At 69.6% G+C, this 18441-nt stretch carries 21 protein-coding genes; 9 read left to right on the forward strand and 12 right to left on the reverse strand.

Going from position 1 to position 18441, the window contains the following annotated elements; translation table 11 throughout:
• Positions 1–39: 39 nt before the first annotated feature.
• The 3 genes from N0B31_RS06630 to N0B31_RS06640 all read right to left on the reverse strand — a co-directional run bounded on the left by N0B31_RS06630 (position 40) and on the right by N0B31_RS06640 (position 2955).
• Positions 40–1122, reverse strand: coding sequence for a DR2241 family protein (locus N0B31_RS06630; RefSeq protein ID WP_260595077.1), 1083 nt, complete (start codon positions 1120–1122; stop codon positions 40–42).
• Positions 1123–1181: 59 nt separating this feature from the next.
• Positions 1182–1988, reverse strand: a complete 807-nt coding sequence (locus N0B31_RS06635; RefSeq protein WP_260595078.1) for a tetratricopeptide repeat protein — start codon at positions 1986–1988, stop codon at positions 1182–1184.
• Between the two features lie 85 nt (positions 1989–2073).
• Positions 2074–2955 (reverse strand): CbiX/SirB N-terminal domain-containing protein, encoded by an 882-nt coding sequence (locus tag N0B31_RS06640; RefSeq protein WP_260595079.1) that lies wholly within the window; start codon positions 2953–2955, stop codon positions 2074–2076.
• Positions 2956–3062: 107 nt separating this feature from the next.
• On the opposite strand from N0B31_RS06640, the gene lipP1 reads away from it, so the two are divergent.
• Both lipP1 and N0B31_RS06650 read left to right on the forward strand, forming a co-directional pair.
• Complete coding sequence (gene lipP1 / locus N0B31_RS06645) at positions 3063–4055, forward strand: LipP1 family hormone-sensitive lipase (RefSeq protein ID WP_260595080.1); 993 nt, start codon at positions 3063–3065, stop codon at positions 4053–4055.
• 94 nt (positions 4056–4149) lie between these two features.
• Positions 4150–4329: a zf-TFIIB domain-containing protein gene (locus N0B31_RS06650; protein WP_260595081.1), complete on the forward strand. Its 180-nt coding sequence runs from the start codon at positions 4150–4152 to the stop codon at positions 4327–4329.
• Positions 4330–4423: 94 nt separating this feature from the next.
• Here N0B31_RS06650 and N0B31_RS06655 read toward each other — a convergent pair whose 3' ends face one another.
• From N0B31_RS06655 to dph2, 3 genes are all read right to left on the reverse strand, one after another.
• The gene (locus tag N0B31_RS06655) at positions 4424–5473 is read right to left on the reverse strand and encodes a cell division protein FtsA (RefSeq protein ID WP_260595082.1); all 1050 of its coding nucleotides are present in this window, start codon (positions 5471–5473) and stop codon (positions 4424–4426) included.
• A gap of 126 nt (positions 5474–5599) precedes the next feature.
• The gene (locus N0B31_RS06660; protein ID WP_260595083.1) at positions 5600–6487 is read right to left on the reverse strand and encodes a cell division protein CdpA domain-containing protein; all 888 of its coding nucleotides are present in this window, start codon (positions 6485–6487) and stop codon (positions 5600–5602) included.
• A 168-nt stretch (positions 6488–6655) separates the two neighbouring features.
• On the reverse strand, positions 6656–7708 hold the full coding sequence (gene dph2 / locus N0B31_RS06665; protein ID WP_260595084.1) for a diphthamide biosynthesis enzyme Dph2: 1053 nt from the start codon (positions 7706–7708) through the stop codon (positions 6656–6658).
• Between the two features lie 306 nt (positions 7709–8014).
• Here dph2 and N0B31_RS06670 point away from each other — a divergent pair, with 306 nt between their 5' ends.
• The 4 genes from N0B31_RS06670 (at position 8015) to N0B31_RS06685 (ending at position 10424) form a co-directional block, all read left to right on the forward strand.
• Positions 8015–8419 carry a YlbF/YmcA family competence regulator gene (locus N0B31_RS06670; protein WP_260595085.1) on the forward strand — a complete coding sequence of 135 codons (405 nt, stop codon included), beginning with the start codon at positions 8015–8017 and terminating at the stop codon, positions 8417–8419.
• Positions 8420–8675: 256 nt separating this feature from the next.
• Complete coding sequence (locus N0B31_RS06675) at positions 8676–9152, forward strand: GNAT family N-acetyltransferase (protein ID WP_260595086.1); 477 nt, start codon at positions 8676–8678, stop codon at positions 9150–9152.
• Positions 9153–9200: 48 nt separating this feature from the next.
• Positions 9201–9959 (forward strand): SIR2 family NAD-dependent protein deacylase, encoded by a 759-nt coding sequence (locus tag N0B31_RS06680; protein WP_260595087.1) that lies wholly within the window; start codon positions 9201–9203, stop codon positions 9957–9959.
• Positions 9960–10019: 60 nt separating this feature from the next.
• Complete coding sequence (locus N0B31_RS06685; protein WP_260595088.1) at positions 10020–10424, forward strand: cupin domain-containing protein; 405 nt, start codon at positions 10020–10022, stop codon at positions 10422–10424.
• Here N0B31_RS06685 and N0B31_RS06690 read toward each other — a convergent pair whose 3' ends face one another.
• On the reverse strand, positions 10425–10703 hold the full coding sequence (locus N0B31_RS06690) for a glutaredoxin family protein (RefSeq protein ID WP_260595089.1): 279 nt from the start codon (positions 10701–10703) through the stop codon (positions 10425–10427).
• 101 nt (positions 10704–10804) lie between these two features.
• Here N0B31_RS06690 and N0B31_RS06695 point away from each other — a divergent pair, with 101 nt between their 5' ends.
• Positions 10805–11281, forward strand: a complete 477-nt coding sequence (locus N0B31_RS06695) for a redoxin domain-containing protein (RefSeq protein WP_260595090.1) — start codon at positions 10805–10807, stop codon at positions 11279–11281.
• A gap of 1 nt (position 11282) precedes the next feature.
• On the opposite strand, the gene N0B31_RS06700 is transcribed toward N0B31_RS06695, so the two are convergent.
• The 4 genes from N0B31_RS06700 to N0B31_RS06715 all read right to left on the reverse strand — a co-directional run bounded on the left by N0B31_RS06700 (position 11283) and on the right by N0B31_RS06715 (position 15070).
• Positions 11283–11561, reverse strand: a complete 279-nt coding sequence (locus N0B31_RS06700; RefSeq protein WP_260595091.1) for a hypothetical protein — start codon at positions 11559–11561, stop codon at positions 11283–11285.
• A gap of 7 nt (positions 11562–11568) precedes the next feature.
• Positions 11569–12795: an acyl-CoA dehydrogenase family protein gene (locus N0B31_RS06705; protein ID WP_260595092.1), complete on the reverse strand. Its 1227-nt coding sequence runs from the start codon at positions 12793–12795 to the stop codon at positions 11569–11571.
• Between the two features lie 151 nt (positions 12796–12946).
• Positions 12947–13378: a universal stress protein gene (locus N0B31_RS06710; protein ID WP_260595093.1), complete on the reverse strand. Its 432-nt coding sequence runs from the start codon at positions 13376–13378 to the stop codon at positions 12947–12949.
• A 54-nt stretch (positions 13379–13432) separates the two neighbouring features.
• On the reverse strand, positions 13433–15070 hold the full coding sequence (locus tag N0B31_RS06715; protein ID WP_368389230.1) for a long-chain fatty acid--CoA ligase: 1638 nt from the start codon (positions 15068–15070) through the stop codon (positions 13433–13435).
• A 249-nt stretch (positions 15071–15319) separates the two neighbouring features.
• Here N0B31_RS06715 and N0B31_RS06720 point away from each other — a divergent pair, with 249 nt between their 5' ends.
• Positions 15320–16492 (forward strand): CaiB/BaiF CoA transferase family protein, encoded by a 1173-nt coding sequence (locus N0B31_RS06720; protein WP_260595095.1) that lies wholly within the window; start codon positions 15320–15322, stop codon positions 16490–16492.
• Positions 16489–17508 carry an LLM class flavin-dependent oxidoreductase gene (locus N0B31_RS06725; RefSeq protein ID WP_260595096.1) on the forward strand — a complete coding sequence of 340 codons (1020 nt, stop codon included), beginning with the start codon at positions 16489–16491 and terminating at the stop codon, positions 17506–17508. The genes N0B31_RS06720 and N0B31_RS06725 overlap by 4 nt, the downstream gene beginning before the upstream one ends.
• Positions 17509–17510: 2 nt before the next feature.
• Here the strand turns inward: N0B31_RS06725 and N0B31_RS06730 are convergent, their stop codons facing one another.
• Complete coding sequence (locus N0B31_RS06730; RefSeq protein WP_260595097.1) at positions 17511–18431, reverse strand: DMT family transporter; 921 nt, start codon at positions 18429–18431, stop codon at positions 17511–17513.
• Between the last annotated feature and the right edge of the window lie 10 nt (positions 18432–18441).

Consider the following 18441-nt stretch of genomic DNA (forward strand, 5'->3'; position numbering starts at 1 on the left):
TAACTCATCCCCCCGGTCTCGACCCCGACAGCGGCTCGCTCACTCGTCGTCGCGGGCTGTCGGCGTCCCGCTCAGGTTGCCCGCGTCGTCGAACCGCTTCGCCCGGAGGAAACGTGCCCGGTAGCGGTTGGCCGGGTCCTTCACGTCGGCCTCGCGTATCTGTTCGGTCTCGCCGTCGGCGACGGCTTCGACGATCCGTTCGACCTGTTCCTTCTCGCTCGGGGTGAGGTCGAACTCGTAGGTCCGCGTGGATTCACCCTCGAGCCGGGTCCACTTGCGGGCCGCGGTGACGACGAGCGAACAGGGTTCCCGGCAGGGGAACTCGCCGTCGCCCCCGTCGACGTCGAGGGGCGTGTCCTCGTCGTACTGCCACTCCCGGCGCTTGAGACACTGCGAGTCGTCACAGCAGGCCTCGGCGACCCAGTTCACGTGTTCGTACCCCTCGTTGCGGTCCCACGTCTTGACCACGCCGTAGATGCCGGACTGCCGCTGCATCGTCGGGTGCCAGTGCGAGATGTCGAGGTCACCCTGCCGTTCGAGGTACCAGTTCTCGACCGTGGCGGGGTAGATCTGCTCGACGGTCGCGGTCAGGTCGTTCGGCGCGAGGTCCACGAACGCCCACCCCGTCGGGAGCGAGGGAGCCGTCTTGAGCGGGCGGTACCGGCCACGGTCGTCGTACTTCACCAGCGAGCGAGCGTCGAGCGGGTCCGTGTAGGTGTCGAGGTCGGCGACCGGTTCGTCCACGTCCGCCTCGTGGCGCACCTCGTAGGTCCGGTCGCCGTCCTCAAGCGTGACCGACACGCGGAGTTGCCCCCAGGCGCGGGCGACCCCCTCGCGGAGCGCCTCGTATCGCTCGGGCACGGCGTGGTCGTCCGCTCCCTCCACCCACCGGAGGAAGGCGGTGCGAGCCTCGCTCCGCGGACGCGAGAACGTGTACCAGTTGTCGACGTGCTCGGGGTGGTCGCGGGCGGCGGCCGCGAGTCCGTCCGCGTCGAGTCCCGTACGCTCGTCCGCCGCGACGGCGAACTCGTAGCCGGCGTCCGTCTCGGCGACCCGGAGACCGTCGTACTCGATGCCGTCGGCCGCGGCCTCGCGGAGGGCCGCGAGCGTCGTCTCGTCCATACCGGACCGACTCGGCGCGCGCCGATAAACCCGGGCGCTTCGGCAGGCCGTGCCCCCTGTCAGGCGCCCAGACGCTCCGAGTCGCGGCCGGCCGCCTCCGTGGTCGGTGCCTCGCGCTCGGGCGCCGACGGGTCGCTCGTCGGCACCTCGAACAGGTCCGCCGGCACTGGCTCGCGTAGCCCGGCGAGCCCCTCCCGTGCCCGCTCGAGTTCGGCGTCCACGTCGGCCCGTCGCAGGCCGAGCGCCCGTGCTCGCTCCAGCGCCTCCACGGCGAACTCCCACAGCCCCCGCTCGTCGTAGTAGAACCCGAGGTCGTACCACGCCTCCGGGAGTCGCGGGTCGAGTTCGACCGCGCGCTCGGCGTGGGCGAGCGGCCGCGACGAATCGCCGGACTCCCACAGCGCGTACGCGAGGTTCAGTTCGGCGACGGCGGCGAGGTCCGGGAACCGGCTCTCACTCTCGTCGCGACCCCCACCGTCGATGCGCAGCGCCTCGCGTGCGGCCCCGGCGGCCTCGTCGTACTCCCCGAGCTGCGCGTGGGCGACCCCCCGATTCGTCCACGCCTCCATCGCCTCGCGGGAGTCCTCGGTGGCGAACCACGCGACCCGGCCGAAGGTGTCCGCGGCCTGTTCGTACTCCTCGATGGCGAGGTACGACAGGCCCACGTCGAGGAGCGCCTCGAGGTCGACCGCATCGGGGCGGTAGTGCGCCGGGTCCAGCAGGTCGGCCAGCGCGTGGGCGTCGGTCGGGTCGACCTGGAACGGGTCGTCCACGCCGACCTCGAACGAGAAGCCGGTGTAGGGGTCACCGAAGCCACTGCCCTCGGAGAATCGGTGGCGGCGTCGCTCGGGGCCGTCGTGGGTCATGGGTTCAGGAGGCGCCCGGGTGAGAAGACGGTAGCGGTGAGGGGCCGGGACTCAGTCGTCGCCGATTGTCAGGACGGCGACCACCTCAGTCGTCGCTCGGCGTCGCCACGCGGGTCCGCTCGCGGACCCGTTCGATGGCGTCACCCACCTCCGCGCCGGCGTCGGCCGCGCGTTCGAGGACCACGTCGGCCATCAGGTCCTCCGTGCCGACCGCACCCGCGTACCAGATGCGGACGCCCTCGACCTCGGCGGGTACGTCGTAGCCCGTCCGGTAGTCGTCGGTGAGCCCCATGTCCTCGGGGATGTCCTCCTGCGTGTGGAAGCCGTCGGCGACGAACAGCGGGACGACGACCACGTCGGGCGTGGAGAACAGGTCGGCCACGTCGTCGACCTCCGGGTCCTCGTCCATGAACACGGCCATCACCTCGTCGAACCGGTCACGCTCGGCGATGCGGTCGGCGTGGTACTGGATGGCCTTCGCGCTGTTCTCGTTGCGCTCGGTGCCGTGGCCGACGACGGCGAGGCCGAATCCCTCGCCGACGTCCGGGTCGCCGGTGACGGTCTCGGCCCGACGGACGACGACGTCGGTCATCGCGTCGTGGGTCCCGACCGGCCCGCAGTAGTGGACCCGCTGGCCGGTGTCGGCCGCCCGGAGCGTGGTGTGCGTGGCCGAGGTGCCGTCCGACCCCCACTGCTCGACGTCCCACGCCTCCAGCCGGAGTTCACGGGGGATGACCTGCTCCGTGAAGTACCCCTCCGAGATGAACAGCGGCACCACGTACACCTCCTCGCTCTCGACGGTCCGGAGCACCTCCCGGAACGACGGCTCCTCCTTCCAGAACGCCGTCTTCACCTCGTCGAACACGCCCGTCTCGCGGATGGTGTCGGCGTGTCGGTAGGTCGGCGTCGACGACTCCGGGTTCAGGTGCGACCCGTGGGCCACGACGACGAGTGCCTGCGAACTCATGGGTGAACGCACGGCCGTCGCGCTATTATGACCTTCGGGCGCCGCCGCTGGTCGGTGGGCCACGGCCCGACCACAGGACTAAGCCACGTGTCACCGAACCACGGAACATGCCGGACGACGCCGAACTCGACCCGCAGGCGGCGACGATGCTGGAGGCCATCGAGGCCATCGGGCTGCCGCCGAGTTACGCCACCTCGCCCGCGACGGCCCGCCAGCGACTCGAGGACTTCTTCGGCGGCGGCGACCCGGAGCCGGTGGCCGCCACGACGGACTACGAGATACCGGGTCCGGCGGGGGGTATCCCGGTTCGCCAGTACAGCCCCGGTGGCGCAGGCCCGCACCCGCTGGTGGTGTTCTACCACGGGGGCGGCTGGACCGCCGGGAGCCTCGACACCCACGACAACGTCTGTCGGGGGCTGGTGAATCGCGCCGACTGCGTCGTCCTCTCGGTCGACTACCGACTCGCGCCGGAACACCCGTTCCCGGCCGCCTTCGAGGACTGTTACGCCGCCGCGGAGTGGGCCGCCGAGTACGCCGACACCGTGGACTGCGACCCCGAACGCATCGCCGTCGCCGGTGACTCCGCCGGCGGGAACCTCGCCGCGGCCGTCTCGCTCCGTGCCCGCGACGAACGGCGCGGCGTCGGCTTCCGCGACGAGTCGGGCGACGCACCGGAGATCGTCCACCAGGCGCTGATATACCCGGCGGTGAACTCGCCGGCCGGCCCCACGTTCGGGAGTTACGAGGAGAACGCCGCGGGCTACTTCCTCGAACGCGCGTCGGTGGAGTACTACTACGGTAACTACGTGGCCGACCCGGCCGACGCGCGGAATGCCTACCTCGCCCCGCTCCTGGCGGACGACCTCTCGGACCTGCCGCCCGCCTCGGTGCTGACGGCCGGGTTCGACCCGCTCCGCGACGAGGGGCGAGCCTACGTCGAGCGGCTCCGGGACGCCGACGTCGCGGTGACCCACGAGGAGTTCGCCGGGCAGATCCACGCCTTCGTCAGCATGACGGACGAACTCGACGCGGCCGCGGACGGCCTCGACTTCGTGGGCGAGGAGTTGCGCGCCGCGTTCGGCACGGGACCTACCGAGTGAGGTGTGGGTCGCGGGGCGGCGTCCGACCCCCCGGACACGACTACGGCGAGCGAATCTCCCCAAGAGGTATCTACCTGTGCGACGAGCGTCAGACATGGACTGTCCTCGGTGTGGCGGGAGGCTCGAACGCTACTCCCTCGGGGAGCGCGAGACGGACGCCTGTTCGGAGTGCGGGTTCCTCGACGTGCCCGCGGACCACCGCTACCAGTTGCCGGACCGGGAGTCGTGGGACGAGGCGATGAAGCGGCACGCGGACGCAGACGGCGAGCGGTAGGGGGCCGCGTAGTTCTTGGGCAGCTCGGGCGACGAGCCGTGCCACCGCTCGGCACGCAACGGTGGAAGAAGTGTGGTGGTCGGTCGACGGTCGCTCAGTCGTCGCTCTCGGCTTCCGCTTCGCCGGCTTCGGCCCCCGCTTCGGCCTCCGCGCCGTCGTCGTAGCCGCCGTCCTCGGTTCGGGCGGCCACCAGCGCACCGCTGGCGACGGAGTACATCGGCGCACGGGCCCGGCGCACGTCGCTGATGCTGAACGGGACGTTGGACTCGTTCAGGCGGTCCTGGAACAGTTTCTCGAACCCCTTCGGGGACGAGGTGCCGCCGGTGACGACGACGGGGACGTCGAGCCCTTCCTCGACGTCCTCCTCGTTGACCTCCGCGATGATGTTCTCGATGACGTAGTCGAGCAGGTTGTCGTAGTAGATGCTGAGCGCACCCTCGACGCCGCCGACGTCCGTCTTGAAGTCGAGGCGGAAGTCGTCCTCCTTGATGGAGGTGACCTTGTCGACCTTCTGGCCCGTCGCGCGGGCGGTCTGCTCGTCGATCCAGTCCCCACCGCGGGCGATGGAGAACGTCATGACCGGCACCGCGTAGTACGAGAGACAGACGTTGGTCATCCCCGCGCCGAACGAGACGCCAAGCCCCGTGAAGTCGTGGTCGGCCAGCTCCGAGTAGATGACCGCCATCCCCTCGTTGATGGGTTCCGGGTCGTACCCCATGTCACCGAGCAGGCTCTCCAGCGTCTTCTGGTGGTAGAGCGTGTTCAGGTCCGAGTCGATGGGGTCCGCCGGCGTCGAGAAGAACAACCGCTCGCGCGGGTGCTCGGGCTCGCCGGCCACCTGTTCGAGGATGAGCTTGATCATCGGGATGGCGCTCTTCTCGTCCGAGGAGAGGATCCCGTGGCTCATCGGCCGCCGCGTCTCCTGCTTGAAGATGTTGGCGAAGTTGAGTGCGTCGTCACCGACGACGTACACCGAGTCGTCCTTGCGGATGTGGAGTACCTGACTGCGCGAGAGCATCTGCTCCGCCATGTCCGAGTACTCGATCTCCACGAAGGAGTTGCGTTGCTGTGTGAACACCGTGTCCGAGCCGTCCTGTCGTGCCGAGACGATGTTCATCGTCCCGACGTCGATTCCCCGAGCCATTGCGAATCGTGGGTTCGCGTCAGACGTAATAACCTTGTTGTCGGTATCTAAAATTAATCGCAATACTGCTCAGTATCTAGTCGTAGCTGTCCGATGCCCACCGTACCCCTCCGGACGGACGCCGAGTCAGCGGTCGAGCAGTCCCCGAACCCGGTCACGGAGCCGTTCGAGCGGGCCGCGCTCGGCGCGAGCCTGTTCGGCGGCCTCGCGCTTTCGCTTGAGGTCCGCGAGTTTCGCCGTGGCGTCGTCCGTGCTCCCGCCGCGGTCGGTCCGGTCCACGTCGCCCTTCATCCCCTTGAGACCGGCCACGGCGTCCTCGACGCCGTTGCCCGAGGACCGGACCGTCGTGGCCTGCACCTCGCCGAAGTTGGACGACTGGATCCCCTCCTCGTCGGTGGCGAACGTCAGTCGTTGCTCGCGGGTCTCCGGGACGCCACCCCACGTCAGGTCGGAGGCGGCGGTGGCCTCGTCGATGTCGGCCCGGACCTGCTCGTCGGTCACCTCCGGTCCGGTCTCCGCGGCCGCGGCGTCGCCGCCCGGCCCGCCGCTGGCCCGTTCGACGTGGTAGCTGACCAGTGCCGTCCCCGACGCCGCGACGACGCTCACGAGGCCGACGGCGTAGATGGCCACGCCGATGCCAGAGTAGTCTGGCCCCACATCGAGGTTCCAGTCGTGGGGGTACGCCCAGACGAACAGGCCGATGGCCCCGAGCGTGACGAGGGTGCCGGCCGCGCCGACGTAGAGCGCCCGCCGGTCGACCGGCAGGAGGACCACCACGCCGAGGAGCAGTGTCGGCAGCCCGAACGCCCCGACGGCGAAGGCAACCTCCTTCATCCAGAACGCCTCGCCGGCGACCAGTGCCCCCTCTGCGAGGAACAGGAGCAGTCCACCGAGCCCCATCGCGAGGCCGGCGAAGAACGCGCCGAAGCCCGCGTAGATGTCGACGGCGCGGTCGGGTTCGCCCACGTATTCAGTGTACCAGGCCACGACCGGGTCGGGGGCGTCGGCAGCCATTGCACGGAGATTCGATTCGGCCCTGATAACTATTCGGGACGTTCTCACGTCGAAACAAGGGAGTATCACCCTGTATAATTTGGGTGTCGGGGGGAGCGCTCCGGAGAGATGGGGAGTGAGAGAGAGCGTGTCCGACCGCTCGAGGGGGCGAGGGCAGGGGAGCGGCGCTTACCAGGTGCCGTGGAACGTGTCGAACGAGAGCGAGTCAAGCGGTCGCTCACCGATGGCGATCTCGTACTCGCCCGGCGTGAGCATCGGCTGCTTGAACTGCGGACCGTCGTCGGTCGTGATGCGTGGACACCCGGTGTTGACGTATGCGTCCATCCCGAAGTTCGTCAGCCGGTCCGGTGTGACCTCGTCCATCGTGATGAGGTAGGCGTTCTCGTTGTTCTGCACGATCTCCTGAGCCACGTCCCAGCGACCCTGCCCGATCTTCGTGCAGAAGACGACGCCGAACGTCTCGGCGTCCATCGCGCGGTGGACCGCGCCGTACCGCTGTTTCAGGAACTTCTCGGTGTCCGCCACGGTGACGACGTTGTTCACCGGGTCGGCGATCACCACCTTCTTCTCGGGGTGCTCCATCGCGAGGCCGAGCGGGTGGAACTTCCCACCGCCCACGTAGAGCACCTGGTCGGCGTCGACATCGGCGCTCGCGTAGTTACAGCCAAGCACCTGCCCCTCGTGGGTGAGGCGCTCGTCGCCACGGCGCGTGTGGACCGTGTAGCCCCGCTCCTCCAGCCACGCTCGCATCTCGTCGAACTTGTTCATGTGCTGGGCCGTCGTCACGAGGCCCACGTCCGGGTCCTCGTCCGGGTCGGCGAGTTCGGCCAGCGACTCCTCCATGATGGGTTCGACCTCGACGTTCGAGAACAGCGGGACGTAGAGTATCTTCTCCGACTCCTTCATCGGCGAGTGGCCGAAGTGGACGAACACGTCCGTCCGGCGCATCATGTACGTGTCGAGGTCGCAGGCGCCGTAACACGGCTGCCCCGAGATCATCACCTGCACGTCCTCCGGGAGGAGTTCGCGCAGGTCGTCGGCCACCGCCGGGCCGCGGCGTTTCAGCCCCTCCGGGAACTGGAGACCGACCGTGCTCGCGTCGCGTTCCTCCACCGCCTCGACGATACGGTCGAGTTCGTAGTCCCACGTCCGGTCGTGCTTCAGCGCCATCCCGGTCTTCGTGAGGTCGCCCTCGGTCCGGGCGTCGGCGTCCTGGCTCATTACCCGTGATATCGACTCGGCGCGTAAAACCTGCGTGGTACGACCCGTGTCCCTGAACCGGGGCGCACGGCCCCGTCCACGCGACCGTGGTGACCACGTGGCGGATGACGATACCGCGGGTCGGCGACCCACGAGGTACGACACTGGTCCCGATATCCCTCGTGCTCCCCGTCGTGTCGGTGGTGCTCTGCGCGGTCGGGTCGCCCGCGTGCTCCGCGGCCGACCGTGCGAGAGCACGAGTGCAGTCGCTACCCGGTCGCCGCCGCCTTCGGCAAGCCTAAAGGCGACCGCACCCAAGGCGTGGATATGAGCACCGAGACCACGTCGGACGACGCCGAACCGGACGCGGCCGTTCGCGCGACGACGCTCGCCAGCGACCTCGGGGACGCCATCTCGGAACTGGACTCCTACCAGCGGTTCGCGGAGAAGAAGGCCGCCGTCGAGGGGAACGAGGAGGCCCAGGAGAAGATCCGCGAGTTCGAGCAGATCCGCGAGGAGTTCATGCTCGCCCGCCAGACCGGCGACGCGACCAACGAGGACCTCCGGCGGCTCCAGGAGACCCAGCAGGAACTGAACGAGATGCCCATCATGAGCGAGTACCAGCAGGCCAAGAGCCAGCTCGAACTCGAACTGCAGGAGCTGAACCAGATGATCTCCGCGCCGCTGGCCGTCGACTTCGGTGAGAAGGCGGGCGGCTGTTGTCAAGACTAGCCACCTCTTCTTACTCCTCGGGCCTCCTCGCGCTCGCTCCGCGAGCGCTGCGGGAGCCGCTCGTCGCAACGACGCGGAGACCAACTGCGCCACTCGCGCCGCCGGCGCTCGTTGCGGTGAGCGGACCGCGGGTCCGCGAACCTCGGTAGACGAGCCGAGCGAGTCTGCCGGCGGGTGGGTGACGGAGCCGCGACCGCACCGCCACCACGCCGCACGCTACCCCAACGCCTTTCTCCGGGCCGTCGTCCGATTCCACATGCGAATCCGCCGCCTCTCCGAGACCGACCTCTCGGCGTTCGTCGACGAACTCTACCTCCCGTTCGCCCGTGAGATGGCCGCACTGGACGACTACAACGCCCTCGCCGACGAGGAGCGTGTCCGCGAGTCGAACGTCGCGTATCGGCGCGACCAGCTCTCGAAGCGCGACACCCGCATCTGGGTGGCCGAGACCGAGGACGGGACGCTCGCGGGGTACGCCTGCGCGTCGGTGACGGAGGCGCCGCCCATCTTCGCCCGTGGCGCGACCCTCTCCGTCTCGGAACTGTACGTCGTCCCCGAGCACCGCAGCGCGGGGGTGGCAGACGACCTGCTGGACCGGGCGAGTGCGTGGGGCGACGAGCGCGACTGCGAGCGCCTCGGACTGTCGGTGAACGCCGAGAACGAGCGGGCGCGGGCGTTCTACGAACGCCACGGGCTGACGGTCCGACGCCTGAAACTGGACCGGCCACTCTGACGCCACCCGGGGCGCGTCACTTTTGTCTGTCCGGTGGCTGGGCGGGGTATGGACGAGCGGGAACTCCGGTTCGCGGCGGACGCGATTCGCGACGCGGGGACAGTGGTGGCGTTGACGGGCGCCGGTGTCTCCACCGCCTCGGGCATCCCCGACTTCCGGAGCGAGGGCGGCATCTGGGACCGGTACGACCCGATGGACTTCCACGTCTCGCGCTTCGAGGCCGACCCCGAGGGATTCTGGACCGAGCGGGTCGCGATGGTCGAGGAGGTGTACGGCGCCGACGTCGAGCCGAACCCGGCCCACGAGGCGCTCGCGGGCCTCGAACGTGACGGCCACCTCGACGCGCTCATCACGCAGAACGTCGACGGCCTCCACCAGCGCGCCGGCCACGAGGAGGTCGTCGAGATACACGGCAACGGCGACCGCGTCGTCTGTCGTGACTGTCGGAGTCGATACGACGCCACGCCGTTCTACGACACCGTCCGAGAGTCCGGCGAGACGCCGCGCTGTCCGGAGTGCGACGGCGTCCTCAAACCCGACGTGGTGCTGTTCGGTGAGTCACTCCCCGAGCACGCCGTCTTCCAGTCGCACTCGCTGGCCGAGCGCGCCGACCTGTTCCTCGTCGTCGGGTCGTCGCTGACCGTCGAACCCGCCGCGTCGCTCCCCCGGCGCGCGGCCGACACCGGCGCCACGCTCGCGGTCGTCAACCTCGAGGACACCGGCCTGACCGGTCGAGCGGCCTACGACTTCCGGGCCGACGTGACCGACGTCCTGCCACGACTGCACGGACGAGTGGTCGAGGACTGACGGCGGCCAAACCGCCACCCCGTAACGCTCTTGACGGGTGGGCGTGAGTCACCGTCTGCCATGGTCGACTACAAGGTCGTACATCTGGACGACGTGCCGGTGACGGACCTCTCCGAGATCGAAGCGGTGCCCCCGAACCTCGACATCAGACCGGTCGGCGACTCGCTCGGGCTCTCGAAGATGCGCTGTACCGTCTGGTACTTCGAGCCCGGCGAGGAGATACAGTACCACGCCCACAGCGAACAGGAGGAGCTCTACTTCGTCCTCGAAGGGGAGTTCTCGCTCAAGCTCGGGAAGTCGGGCGAGGAGGAGTACGTCGAGGCCGACGAGGGGACCTTCTGGGTCGCCGAGCCGAAGGTCGGACACGGCCACCGCTACGTCGGCGACGACCGTGGCGTCGTCCTCTCGGTCGGCGCGCCGCCGGTCGAGGACCCCGGTCTCGACCCGCACTCGCTGGACGAGTAGTCAGAACGACGGCTCGGCGGTCCCCGGTTCGACGTCCTCCCCGCCGTAGGTGGCCCGGAGGTGTTCCATGATGCGAGCCGACTGGTGCATCGTGACCCCGAGTTCGTCGTCGACGAGGACCGGAACCTGCCGCTGTCCGGACACCTTCTTCACCTCGTTGCGCTTCGAGTGGAGTCCCTCGACCCAGACCGAGTCGTACTCCAGTCCGTGGTCGTCCAGTTCGTCGACGACGAACTCGCAGAACGGACAGCCCTCAAGTCGGTAGAGCGTGAGCGTCATGGGCTGGATTGGGGTGGCTGCGGCATAAGGGTTCACCGTGGCGCCCCTGAGCCGCCACCGCGACCCGACACCTTTTGGGGACCACACCCGACCACCGAGCCATGATACCGCAGGTCGGTGACGACGCCCCCGAGTTCCGAGCGCTGCACTGCGACGGCGAGGCGTTCCGCCCCCGCGCGCTCGCCGACTCCCTCGGCGAGCGCGGTGGCGTCCTGATATTCGGTGGTTTCGTCTTCAGCGCCATCGCGCTCAACTGGTGGACCCGCTACGAGAAGTACGGCTGGCACGAGTTCGACGAGGTGCCGGTCTACGGCGTCTACCGCGACGGGCCCTACGCCGTCAACGAGTTCCTGCGCCAGCGGTCGGTCCCGTTCGAGTTCTTCGCCGACGTGGACGGCGAGGTGGCCGAGGCGTTCGACCTGCTCGTCGAGCGCGACGGGATGGCCGGTGTCCACACCGCCCGACGCGCCGTGTTCGTCCTCGACGCGGACGGCACGGTGGTCGACGCGTGGGACACCGACGAGTGGATCCACCCCGTCCCGACCCGCGAGTTGCAGGAGAGCATCGAGTCGCTCTGACTCACCGGAGGCGCTCCCACAGCGGGCGTGTCAACCGCGTCACCCGGACCGAGCGCTCGCCGTTCTCGTAGGTCGAGAGCGGTGGCGCTCGGTCCCCGTACCGTGCGGTCTCGATGCGCTGGCGGTCACCCTCGAAGCCGAGCGAGGTGGCCGGGGCGTACGTCACCACGTCGAGCACCGCGGTCGCGTCCCAGTCGGTCGCCTCGCACGCGTCCCGAATCGGCCCCGAGAGCGGCCTGCCGGGGCGTTCGAGCCGAACGGTCCCACGGCCCTCGGCCATCGCCAGCTCAGAAGACGCCGAGCTGCTTGGCGATGGTGTTCAGCTGGATCTCGTCGGTCCCCTCCACGATGCGGAGGACGCGGGCCATCTCGAGGTCGGCCATGTAGGGGTTGTCCTCGCTGAGGCCGTTGCCCCCGTGGACCTGCACGGTGTCGTCGGCGATCTCCCAGAGCGTGTTCGTACAGAGGTACTTCACGATGGACGACTCCATGATGGCCTGCTCGCCCTGGTCCATCTCCCACGCGAGGCGGAGTCCGGCGGCGTTCGCGGCGTACTGCTTCGCCTTCCCCTCCGCGATCTTGTGCGAGACGCCCTGGAACTTCCCGATGGGGCGGCCGAACGCCTCGCGGTCGTTGGCGTACTGGGCCGCTCGGTCGAGCAGGAACTCGGCGTGGCCCATCGCGCGGGCACCGATCTCCAGCCGGCCCAGCGAGAGGAACTCCATCGCGTCGTAGAACGCGCCGTCCTCGGTGCCGAGCAGGCGGTCCTCGGGGACCCGCACGTCGTCGAGGTGCACCTCCGCCTGCGAGCCCTCGAAGCCGACGGCGTTGTTCATCGAGCCGATCTCGTACTCGTCGGCCTCGACGATGAAACACGAGATGCCGCCGTACCGGCCCATCTCCTCCTGTGGCGAGGTACGCGCGAAGATCTGGAGGAAGTCGGCGTAGGGGGCGTTCGTGATCCACTGTTTCGTCCCGTTCAGGACCCACTCGTCGCCGTCCTTCTCGGCCGTCGTGGACATGTTCGGCGAGTCCGACCCGACGCCGGGTTCGGTCTGGCCGAAGCCGGTCGACTGCTGCCCGCGGACGACGGGGTAGAGGTACTCCTCGCGCTGGTCTCCCTCGGCCTGCGCGAGCAGGGGTTTCGGGCCCTCCGGCCCTGCGAGCACGTGCTCGGTGAGGCCGGGACCGTTCGTCGCGACGTGCTTGATGGCCCGGTACCACGTCACGTTCGAGACGCCCTCGCCACCGTCCTCCTCGGAGAGGTTCATCGCGTAGAAGCCGGCCTCGGCCGACCGTCGTCGGACCTCTTGGATGGCCTCGCGGACCTCGGGGACGTAGCGGCCGTCGTCCTCGTGTCGCTTGCGCTTGTTCGTGTACGTGTCACCGAGGTCGTCCTCGATGGGCTGGACCTCCTGGTCGACGAAGTCGTCTAGACTCTGGAGGATGAGTCGCGTCTCCTCGTCCGTGTCGAAACTGACGCCGCCCTGCGGGGCGGCCTCCTGTGTCGCCATGACAGCACATCTGTCTACGCCTCCTTGAACCCTGTGAGTCACCCACTCACGCCCGTTTACGGGAGTTGATTCGTGCCGCATCGGGGCGTGGAGACTCGTCCCGCGCGCCCGCCGGCGGCACCGTCGGCGGACGGCTCTCGGTAGCCGACCGTCAGCGGACGACCGTCACCGGGACGGGCGCACGGCGGACGATGGTCTCCGCGACGCTCCCGAGGAGGACCCGTTCGATACCACTGCGCCCGTGGCTGCCGATGTAGACGTGGTCGACGTCGTGCTCGTCGATGTAGTCGAGGATACTCCGGGTGTCCTCCCCGACGACGGTGGCGGTGGCGACGTCCCGGTCGTGTTCGGCCGCGATGTCGTGGGCCTCGTCGAGCAACTTCTCGGCGTGGGCCTCGGCGGCCTCGTACCAGTCCTCCCAGGCGTTCGCCGTCCCGAATCCACCGGGGCCGAGATCGCTCGAGCGGAAGTCGACGACGTGGAGCACCGTCACCTCGGCGTCCGGGAGGTCGGTCAGCGCCCGCTCCAGTGCGTGTCGAGACCCCTCCGAGTAGTCCATCGGGACCAGGACGTGCGTGCTCATGACGAATGGATGAACGGAGAGCGTCTTGGACCTGTCGGCTGTGTACGCCCGGCGTCAGGACTCCTCGCCCGGACCGAGCGTCAGGTCGGCGTAGGACTCCCGCAGCGAGAGCTTGTCGAACTTCCCCGTCGAGGTCCGAGGGATGGACTCGACGAACTCGTAGCGGTCGGGGAGCCACCACGAGGGGAACCGTTCGCCGAGGTGCTCCCGCAGGTCGTCGACCGACGCCTCGTGGCCCTCGCGCAGGACCACGCAGGCCATCGGCCGCTCCTGCCACTTCTCGTGGTCGACGCCGATGACCGTCGCCTCCGCCACCGCCTCGTGGGCCATCAGTTCGTTCTCCAGGTCGACGCTCGATATCCACTCCCCGCCGGACTTGATGACGTCCTTTGTCCGGTCGACGATGTCGACGTACCCCTGTTCGTCCATCGTGGCGATGTCGCCCGTCCGGAGCCAGCGGCCCCCGGCCTCGTCGGTGGCGAACGACTCCCGGTTGGCGTCCGGTCGGTGGTGGTACTCGTCGACGACCCACGGACCGCGGACCTGTAGTTCGCCGTAGGCCTCGCCGTCGCGGTCGACCGGGTCGCCGTCGTCGTCGAGGATGCGCGTCTCGATGCCGGGGACCGGCATCCCCGCTTTCGACTGGTAGGCGTAGCGCGTCTCCGGGTCGGCGTCCGCCAGTTCCTTCCGGAGCACCGAGAGCGTCCCGAGCGGACTCGTCTCGGTCATCCCCCAGCCCTGCAGGATGGGCGCGTCGAACTCCTCGTCGTACCGGCGGATGAGCGACTCGGGCGGGGCGCTCCCGCCGACTGTGAGCCGGTCCACGTTCGAGATGTCCGTCCCCGGGTGCTCGTCGAGGTAGTTCGCCATCTCCAGCCAGATGGTGGGCACCGCGGCGGACATCGTCACCGTCTCGCCGTCGATGAGTTCAGCCACGGACGCTGGGTCGGTGTGGACCCCCGGCAGGACCTGTTTCGCGCCCACGAACGTCGCCGCGTACGGGATGCCCCAGCCGTTGGCGTGGAACATCGGCACCACCGGGAGGACGGTGTCGGCCTCGCTCACCGCGTTCGAGTCCACGTGGCCCGACATCATGCTGTGGAGGTAGACCCCACGGTGCGAGTACGCGACGCCCTTCGGCTTGCCCGTCGTCCCCGAGGTGTAGCACATCCCGCACTCGTCGTCCTCGGAGATCTCGGGGAAGGTGTAGTCCGTGGACTGCTCGGCCAGCAGGTCCTCGTAGGCGACGACCGAGTCGAGGGTGGTATCCGGCACAGCGTCGGCGAGGACGACGTACTGCTCGACGGTCTCCAGCGCGTCGGCGTTGCGCTCGACCACGTCGAGGAACGCGGGCGCCACGAACAGCACCCGGTCCTCGGCGTCGTTCACGATGTACCGGAAGTGCTCGTCGGGGAGCCGCGGGTTGCACATGTGCGTCGAGCGGCCGGTACAGGGTGGTCCGAAGTAGAGTTCGAGGTGCCGGTAGTCGTTCGGCGCGACGGTCGCGACCCGATCTCCACGGTCGACCCCGAGGTCGTCGAGCGCGCCCGCGAGGCGTCGGACCCGGTCGTCGAGGTCGGCGTACGTGTAGCGGTGGAGGTCCCCGCCCGGCGTCTTGGTCACCACCTCTCGGTCCGGGAAGAGGTCCACGGCCCGCGCGAGCAGTCGGTCGAGCGTCAACTGGACGTCCATCATGGCAACCGGACGGTTGTCACGCGCTGCCATGATAGTTTCCCCCGTCCGAGCGACGGCCGGAACCCCATCCGGGGAGCCTCACACGGACGGCCGTGGGCGTGGGCGGACTCGGCCGTCATGCGGGACGGCGCCCCCGAGATACGGCGGGTGGGCCTACGTTGAGTCGGCGCGCGGGACGATACCGCGGACCGCGTGACGACCTGCCGCATCGCCCACTTTCAAGTCCCGCCACTGAAACCCCGAGGTATGCAACTGGACGACGTGCGCGTGCTGGACCTGACCCGACTCCTGCCGGGGCCGTACGCGACCCAACTACTGGCCGACGCGGGTGCGGACGTGGTGAAGGTGGAGGACACCAGCGCGGGCGACTACGCCCGACACATGCCGCCCTACACCGACGAGGGCGTGGGTGCCGTGTTCGACGCCGTCAACCGGGGGAAGCGCTCGGTCTGTCTCGACCTCAAGGCCGAATCGGCGCGCGAGGCGTTCTACGAACTCGTCGCGGACGCCGACGTGGTCATCGAGCAGTTCCGGCCGGGCGTCGTCGACCGGCTCGGCGTCGACTACGACACCCTGCGCGAGCACAACCCCGACCTCGTCTACTGCTCGCTGTCGGGCTACGGGCAGAACGGGCCGCTCGCGGACAAGGCGGGTCACGACCTGAACTACGTCGGCCTCGCGGGGATGCTGGACCTCTCTCGCGAGGGCGAGGCCGCGAAGCCGTCGCCACTCGGCTACCAGGTGGGCGACATGGCCGGCGGCCTGTTCGCCGCGTTCGCCGTCGTCTCGGCCCTCCTCTCGCGCGAACTCGGCGGGAGCGGCGGCGAGTACCTCGACTGCTCGCTGACCGACCCCGTCCTCTCGTTCTCGCAGACGGCCGCTGCGGAGGTGTTCGCCGGCGGCGACCCGCGCCCCGGCGAGACGCCGCTCACGGGTGGCTACCCGTGGTACGACGTCTACGAGTGCGCCGACGGCGGCTACGTCACCATCGGGGCGCTCGAACCGCAGTTCTGGCAGGGCTTCTGCGAGGCCGTCGACCGCGAGGACCTCGTCGGCTACCACATGACCGACGACGAGGCCGAACTCGCGGCGCTCCGCGAGGAACTGGAGAGCCTGTTCGCCGAGCGGACCCGCGACGAGTGGGTCGATGCGCTCGTCGACGAGGAGGCGGCGGTCGACGGCGTCTACACCCCGCGAGAGACGTTCTCGCACCCGCAGGTCGAGGCCCGCGGCATCGTCGAGCGTCCCGACGACGCCCCGCCACGCGTCGGGTTCCCCGCCCGCGGGAGCGACATCGACCACGAGACACCCGCCGACCCCGCTCCCGGTCAGGGCGCCCACACCGACGAGGTGTTCCGCGAGGCGGGCCTGTCCGACGAGCGCATCGCGGCGCTCCGCGAGGACGAGGTGGCCCGATGAGCGACGAGACGGACGGGGACGGGTTCGGACGTGCGCTCCTCCTCCCGCAGCTCGGGAGCGACCCGACCGAGACGGCGGTCCGTGCCGAGGAACTGGGCTACGAGTCGGTGTGGCTCGGCGAACTCTGGATGCAGGCCTCGCCCGTCAAACTGACCGAGATCGCCGTGGAGACGGAGCGGGTGACGCTCGGCAGCGCCATCCTCAACGTGTTCTCCCGGACGCCGGCCGTGCTGGCGATGACGGCAGCGACGCTCGACCGCGTCTCCGACGGTCGGTTCGTCCTCGGCGTGGGGACCTCCACGAGGAAGGCCGTCGAGGACCTCCACGGCGTCGCGTGGGACGACCCCAACCCCGTCAGGCGCGCCCACGAGAGCATCGAGGTGACGAAGGCGTACCTCGGGACGAGCGGCCGCGTGACCTACGACGGCGAGGTGTTCGAAGTGACGGACTTCCCGGCGCTCGGCGCGGACGTCCCCGTCTACCACGCCGCGCTCGGGGCGGCGAACCGGCGGGTCGTCGGTCGGCTCTGTGACGGCTGGATACCGCACAACGTCCCCTTCCCCGACCTCCCCGAGTCGTTCGAGTACGTCGCCGAGCACGCCCGCGAGGCCGGCCGGAACCCGGACGACATCGTCGTGGCACCGTACGTCCCGAGCGCCGTCGCCGACGACCCGGCCGACGCGCGCGACGAGATCAGAGGGCACGTCGCCTACTACGTGGGCAACGGCGAGGGATACGAGCGGGCCGTCGCCCAGCGGTTCCCCGACGAGGCCGACGAGGTGGCCGCGCGCTGGCGCGGGGACGGCGTCGAGCGTGACCGTGACGCCGCGGCGGCCGCCGTCACCGACGAGATGGTCGAGGCGCTCGGGGTCGCCGGCACGCCGGACCAGGCCCGCGAGCAGTTCGCGGCCATCGAGTCGATGGACGTCATCGACCGGCCGATGGTGTCGGTCCCGCAGAACGCCTCGCCCGCGCTCGCCGAGCGGACGATGGAGGCGCTGGCACCCGGTTCGTAGGGTCAGTCGCCCGGCTGTGGCGTTCGGGCCCCGCGCACGAGGTCGGCGACCGCGCGGCGCTTCAGCAGGAGGAAGCCGACGAAGACGACGGCGAACCCGACGACCGTGAGCAGGTCGATGGACTCCTGCAGGAGGAAGACGCCCGCGAGGGTGGCAACCACGGGGACGAGGTACGCGACGAGCGAGGTCTCCAGCGCGCCCCGGACCTCGAGCAGGGTGTAGTAGATGAAGAAGGCGAGCGCGGTGGCGAAGACGCCGAGGTAGGCGACGGCGGCCCACGCCAGCGGGACGCCGGGGAGCGCGAGCGGTTCACCCACCGCGAGACTCACCCCGTGCAGGACGACGGCCCCGACGGCCATCGACCACCCCGAGAGCGCCGCCCGGTCGAGCGTCGGGGCCGCCCGCTGGACCAGCACGCCACCGAGTGCGACGCTCACCACCTGCGCGAGGATGAGGAGTTTGCCCGCCGTGGCCCCGCCGAGGAGGTTGGTCGGGTCGGGACGGACGACGAGTGTGACGCCGACGAACCCGAGCAGGATGCCGACCGCACCGACCGCCGAGATGCGCTCCTCCGGCAGGATGGCGAGCGCCCACAGCGTCGTGGCGATGGGGACGAGACTCTGCATCACCGCAGCGACCCCGGAGGCGACGGTCTGCTGGCCGACGAACAGGAGCGCGTTGCCCGCGACGAGGAACACCCCGCCAGCGACGACGGCGACGAGGTCGTCGCGGGCCGAGGGGCGCCACTCCGTCGTCCGGGTGACGGCGAGCGCGACCAGCAGGACGGCCGCGACGTCGTAGCGGAACGCCGCGAACAGCACCGGCTCGAGCGTCTCGAGACCGACGCTGATGGCGGGGAACGAGAGGCCCCAGAGCGTCGCGAGGAGGGCGAACAGGCCAACGGCGGCGTACCGCTGTTTCACGGGTGGAGGT

The sequence above is a fragment of the Salinirubellus salinus genome (assembly GCF_025231485.1).
Taxonomy (GTDB): Archaea; Halobacteriota; Halobacteria; order Halobacteriales; family Haloarculaceae; genus Salinirubellus; species Salinirubellus salinus.

Excerpts from the sequence above, each read along its gene's own strand:
- N0B31_RS06700 (WP_260595091.1), bottom strand. The coding sequence starts at position 11,561 with ATGGCCGAGGGCCGTGGGACCGTTCGGCTCGAACGCCCCGGCAGGCCG.
- N0B31_RS06670 (WP_260595085.1), top strand. The coding sequence starts at position 8,015 with ATGAGCACCGAGACCACGTCGGACGACGCCGAACCGGACGCGGCCGTT.
- dph2 (WP_260595084.1), bottom strand. The coding sequence starts at position 7,708 with ATGAGCCAGGACGCCGACGCCCGGACCGAGGGCGACCTCACGAAGACC.
- N0B31_RS06680 (WP_260595087.1), top strand. The coding sequence starts at position 9,201 with ATGGACGAGCGGGAACTCCGGTTCGCGGCGGACGCGATTCGCGACGCG.
- N0B31_RS06705 (WP_260595092.1), bottom strand. The coding sequence starts at position 12,795 with ATGGCGACACAGGAGGCCGCCCCGCAGGGCGGCGTCAGTTTCGACACG.
- N0B31_RS06695 (WP_260595090.1), top strand. The coding sequence starts at position 10,805 with ATGATACCGCAGGTCGGTGACGACGCCCCCGAGTTCCGAGCGCTGCAC.
- N0B31_RS06690 (WP_260595089.1), bottom strand. The coding sequence starts at position 10,703 with ATGACGCTCACGCTCTACCGACTTGAGGGCTGTCCGTTCTGCGAGTTC.
- N0B31_RS06715 (WP_368389230.1), bottom strand. The coding sequence starts at position 15,070 with ATGGACGTCCAGTTGACGCTCGACCGACTGCTCGCGCGGGCCGTGGAC.
- N0B31_RS06635 (WP_260595078.1), bottom strand. The coding sequence starts at position 1,988 with ATGACCCACGACGGCCCCGAGCGACGCCGCCACCGATTCTCCGAGGGC.
- N0B31_RS06640 (WP_260595079.1), bottom strand. The coding sequence starts at position 2,955 with ATGAGTTCGCAGGCACTCGTCGTCGTGGCCCACGGGTCGCACCTGAAC.
- lipP1 (WP_260595080.1), top strand. The coding sequence starts at position 3,063 with ATGCCGGACGACGCCGAACTCGACCCGCAGGCGGCGACGATGCTGGAG.
- N0B31_RS06710 (WP_260595093.1), bottom strand. The coding sequence starts at position 13,378 with ATGAGCACGCACGTCCTGGTCCCGATGGACTACTCGGAGGGGTCTCGA.
- N0B31_RS06675 (WP_260595086.1), top strand. The coding sequence starts at position 8,676 with ATGCGAATCCGCCGCCTCTCCGAGACCGACCTCTCGGCGTTCGTCGAC.
- N0B31_RS06650 (WP_260595081.1), top strand. The coding sequence starts at position 4,150 with ATGGACTGTCCTCGGTGTGGCGGGAGGCTCGAACGCTACTCCCTCGGG.
- N0B31_RS06630 (WP_260595077.1), bottom strand. The coding sequence starts at position 1,122 with ATGGACGAGACGACGCTCGCGGCCCTCCGCGAGGCCGCGGCCGACGGC.
- N0B31_RS06655 (WP_260595082.1), bottom strand. The coding sequence starts at position 5,473 with ATGGCTCGGGGAATCGACGTCGGGACGATGAACATCGTCTCGGCACGA.
- N0B31_RS06720 (WP_260595095.1), top strand. The coding sequence starts at position 15,320 with ATGCAACTGGACGACGTGCGCGTGCTGGACCTGACCCGACTCCTGCCG.
- N0B31_RS06685 (WP_260595088.1), top strand. The coding sequence starts at position 10,020 with ATGGTCGACTACAAGGTCGTACATCTGGACGACGTGCCGGTGACGGAC.
- N0B31_RS06725 (WP_260595096.1), top strand. The coding sequence starts at position 16,489 with ATGAGCGACGAGACGGACGGGGACGGGTTCGGACGTGCGCTCCTCCTC.
- N0B31_RS06660 (WP_260595083.1), bottom strand. The coding sequence starts at position 6,487 with ATGGCTGCCGACGCCCCCGACCCGGTCGTGGCCTGGTACACTGAATAC.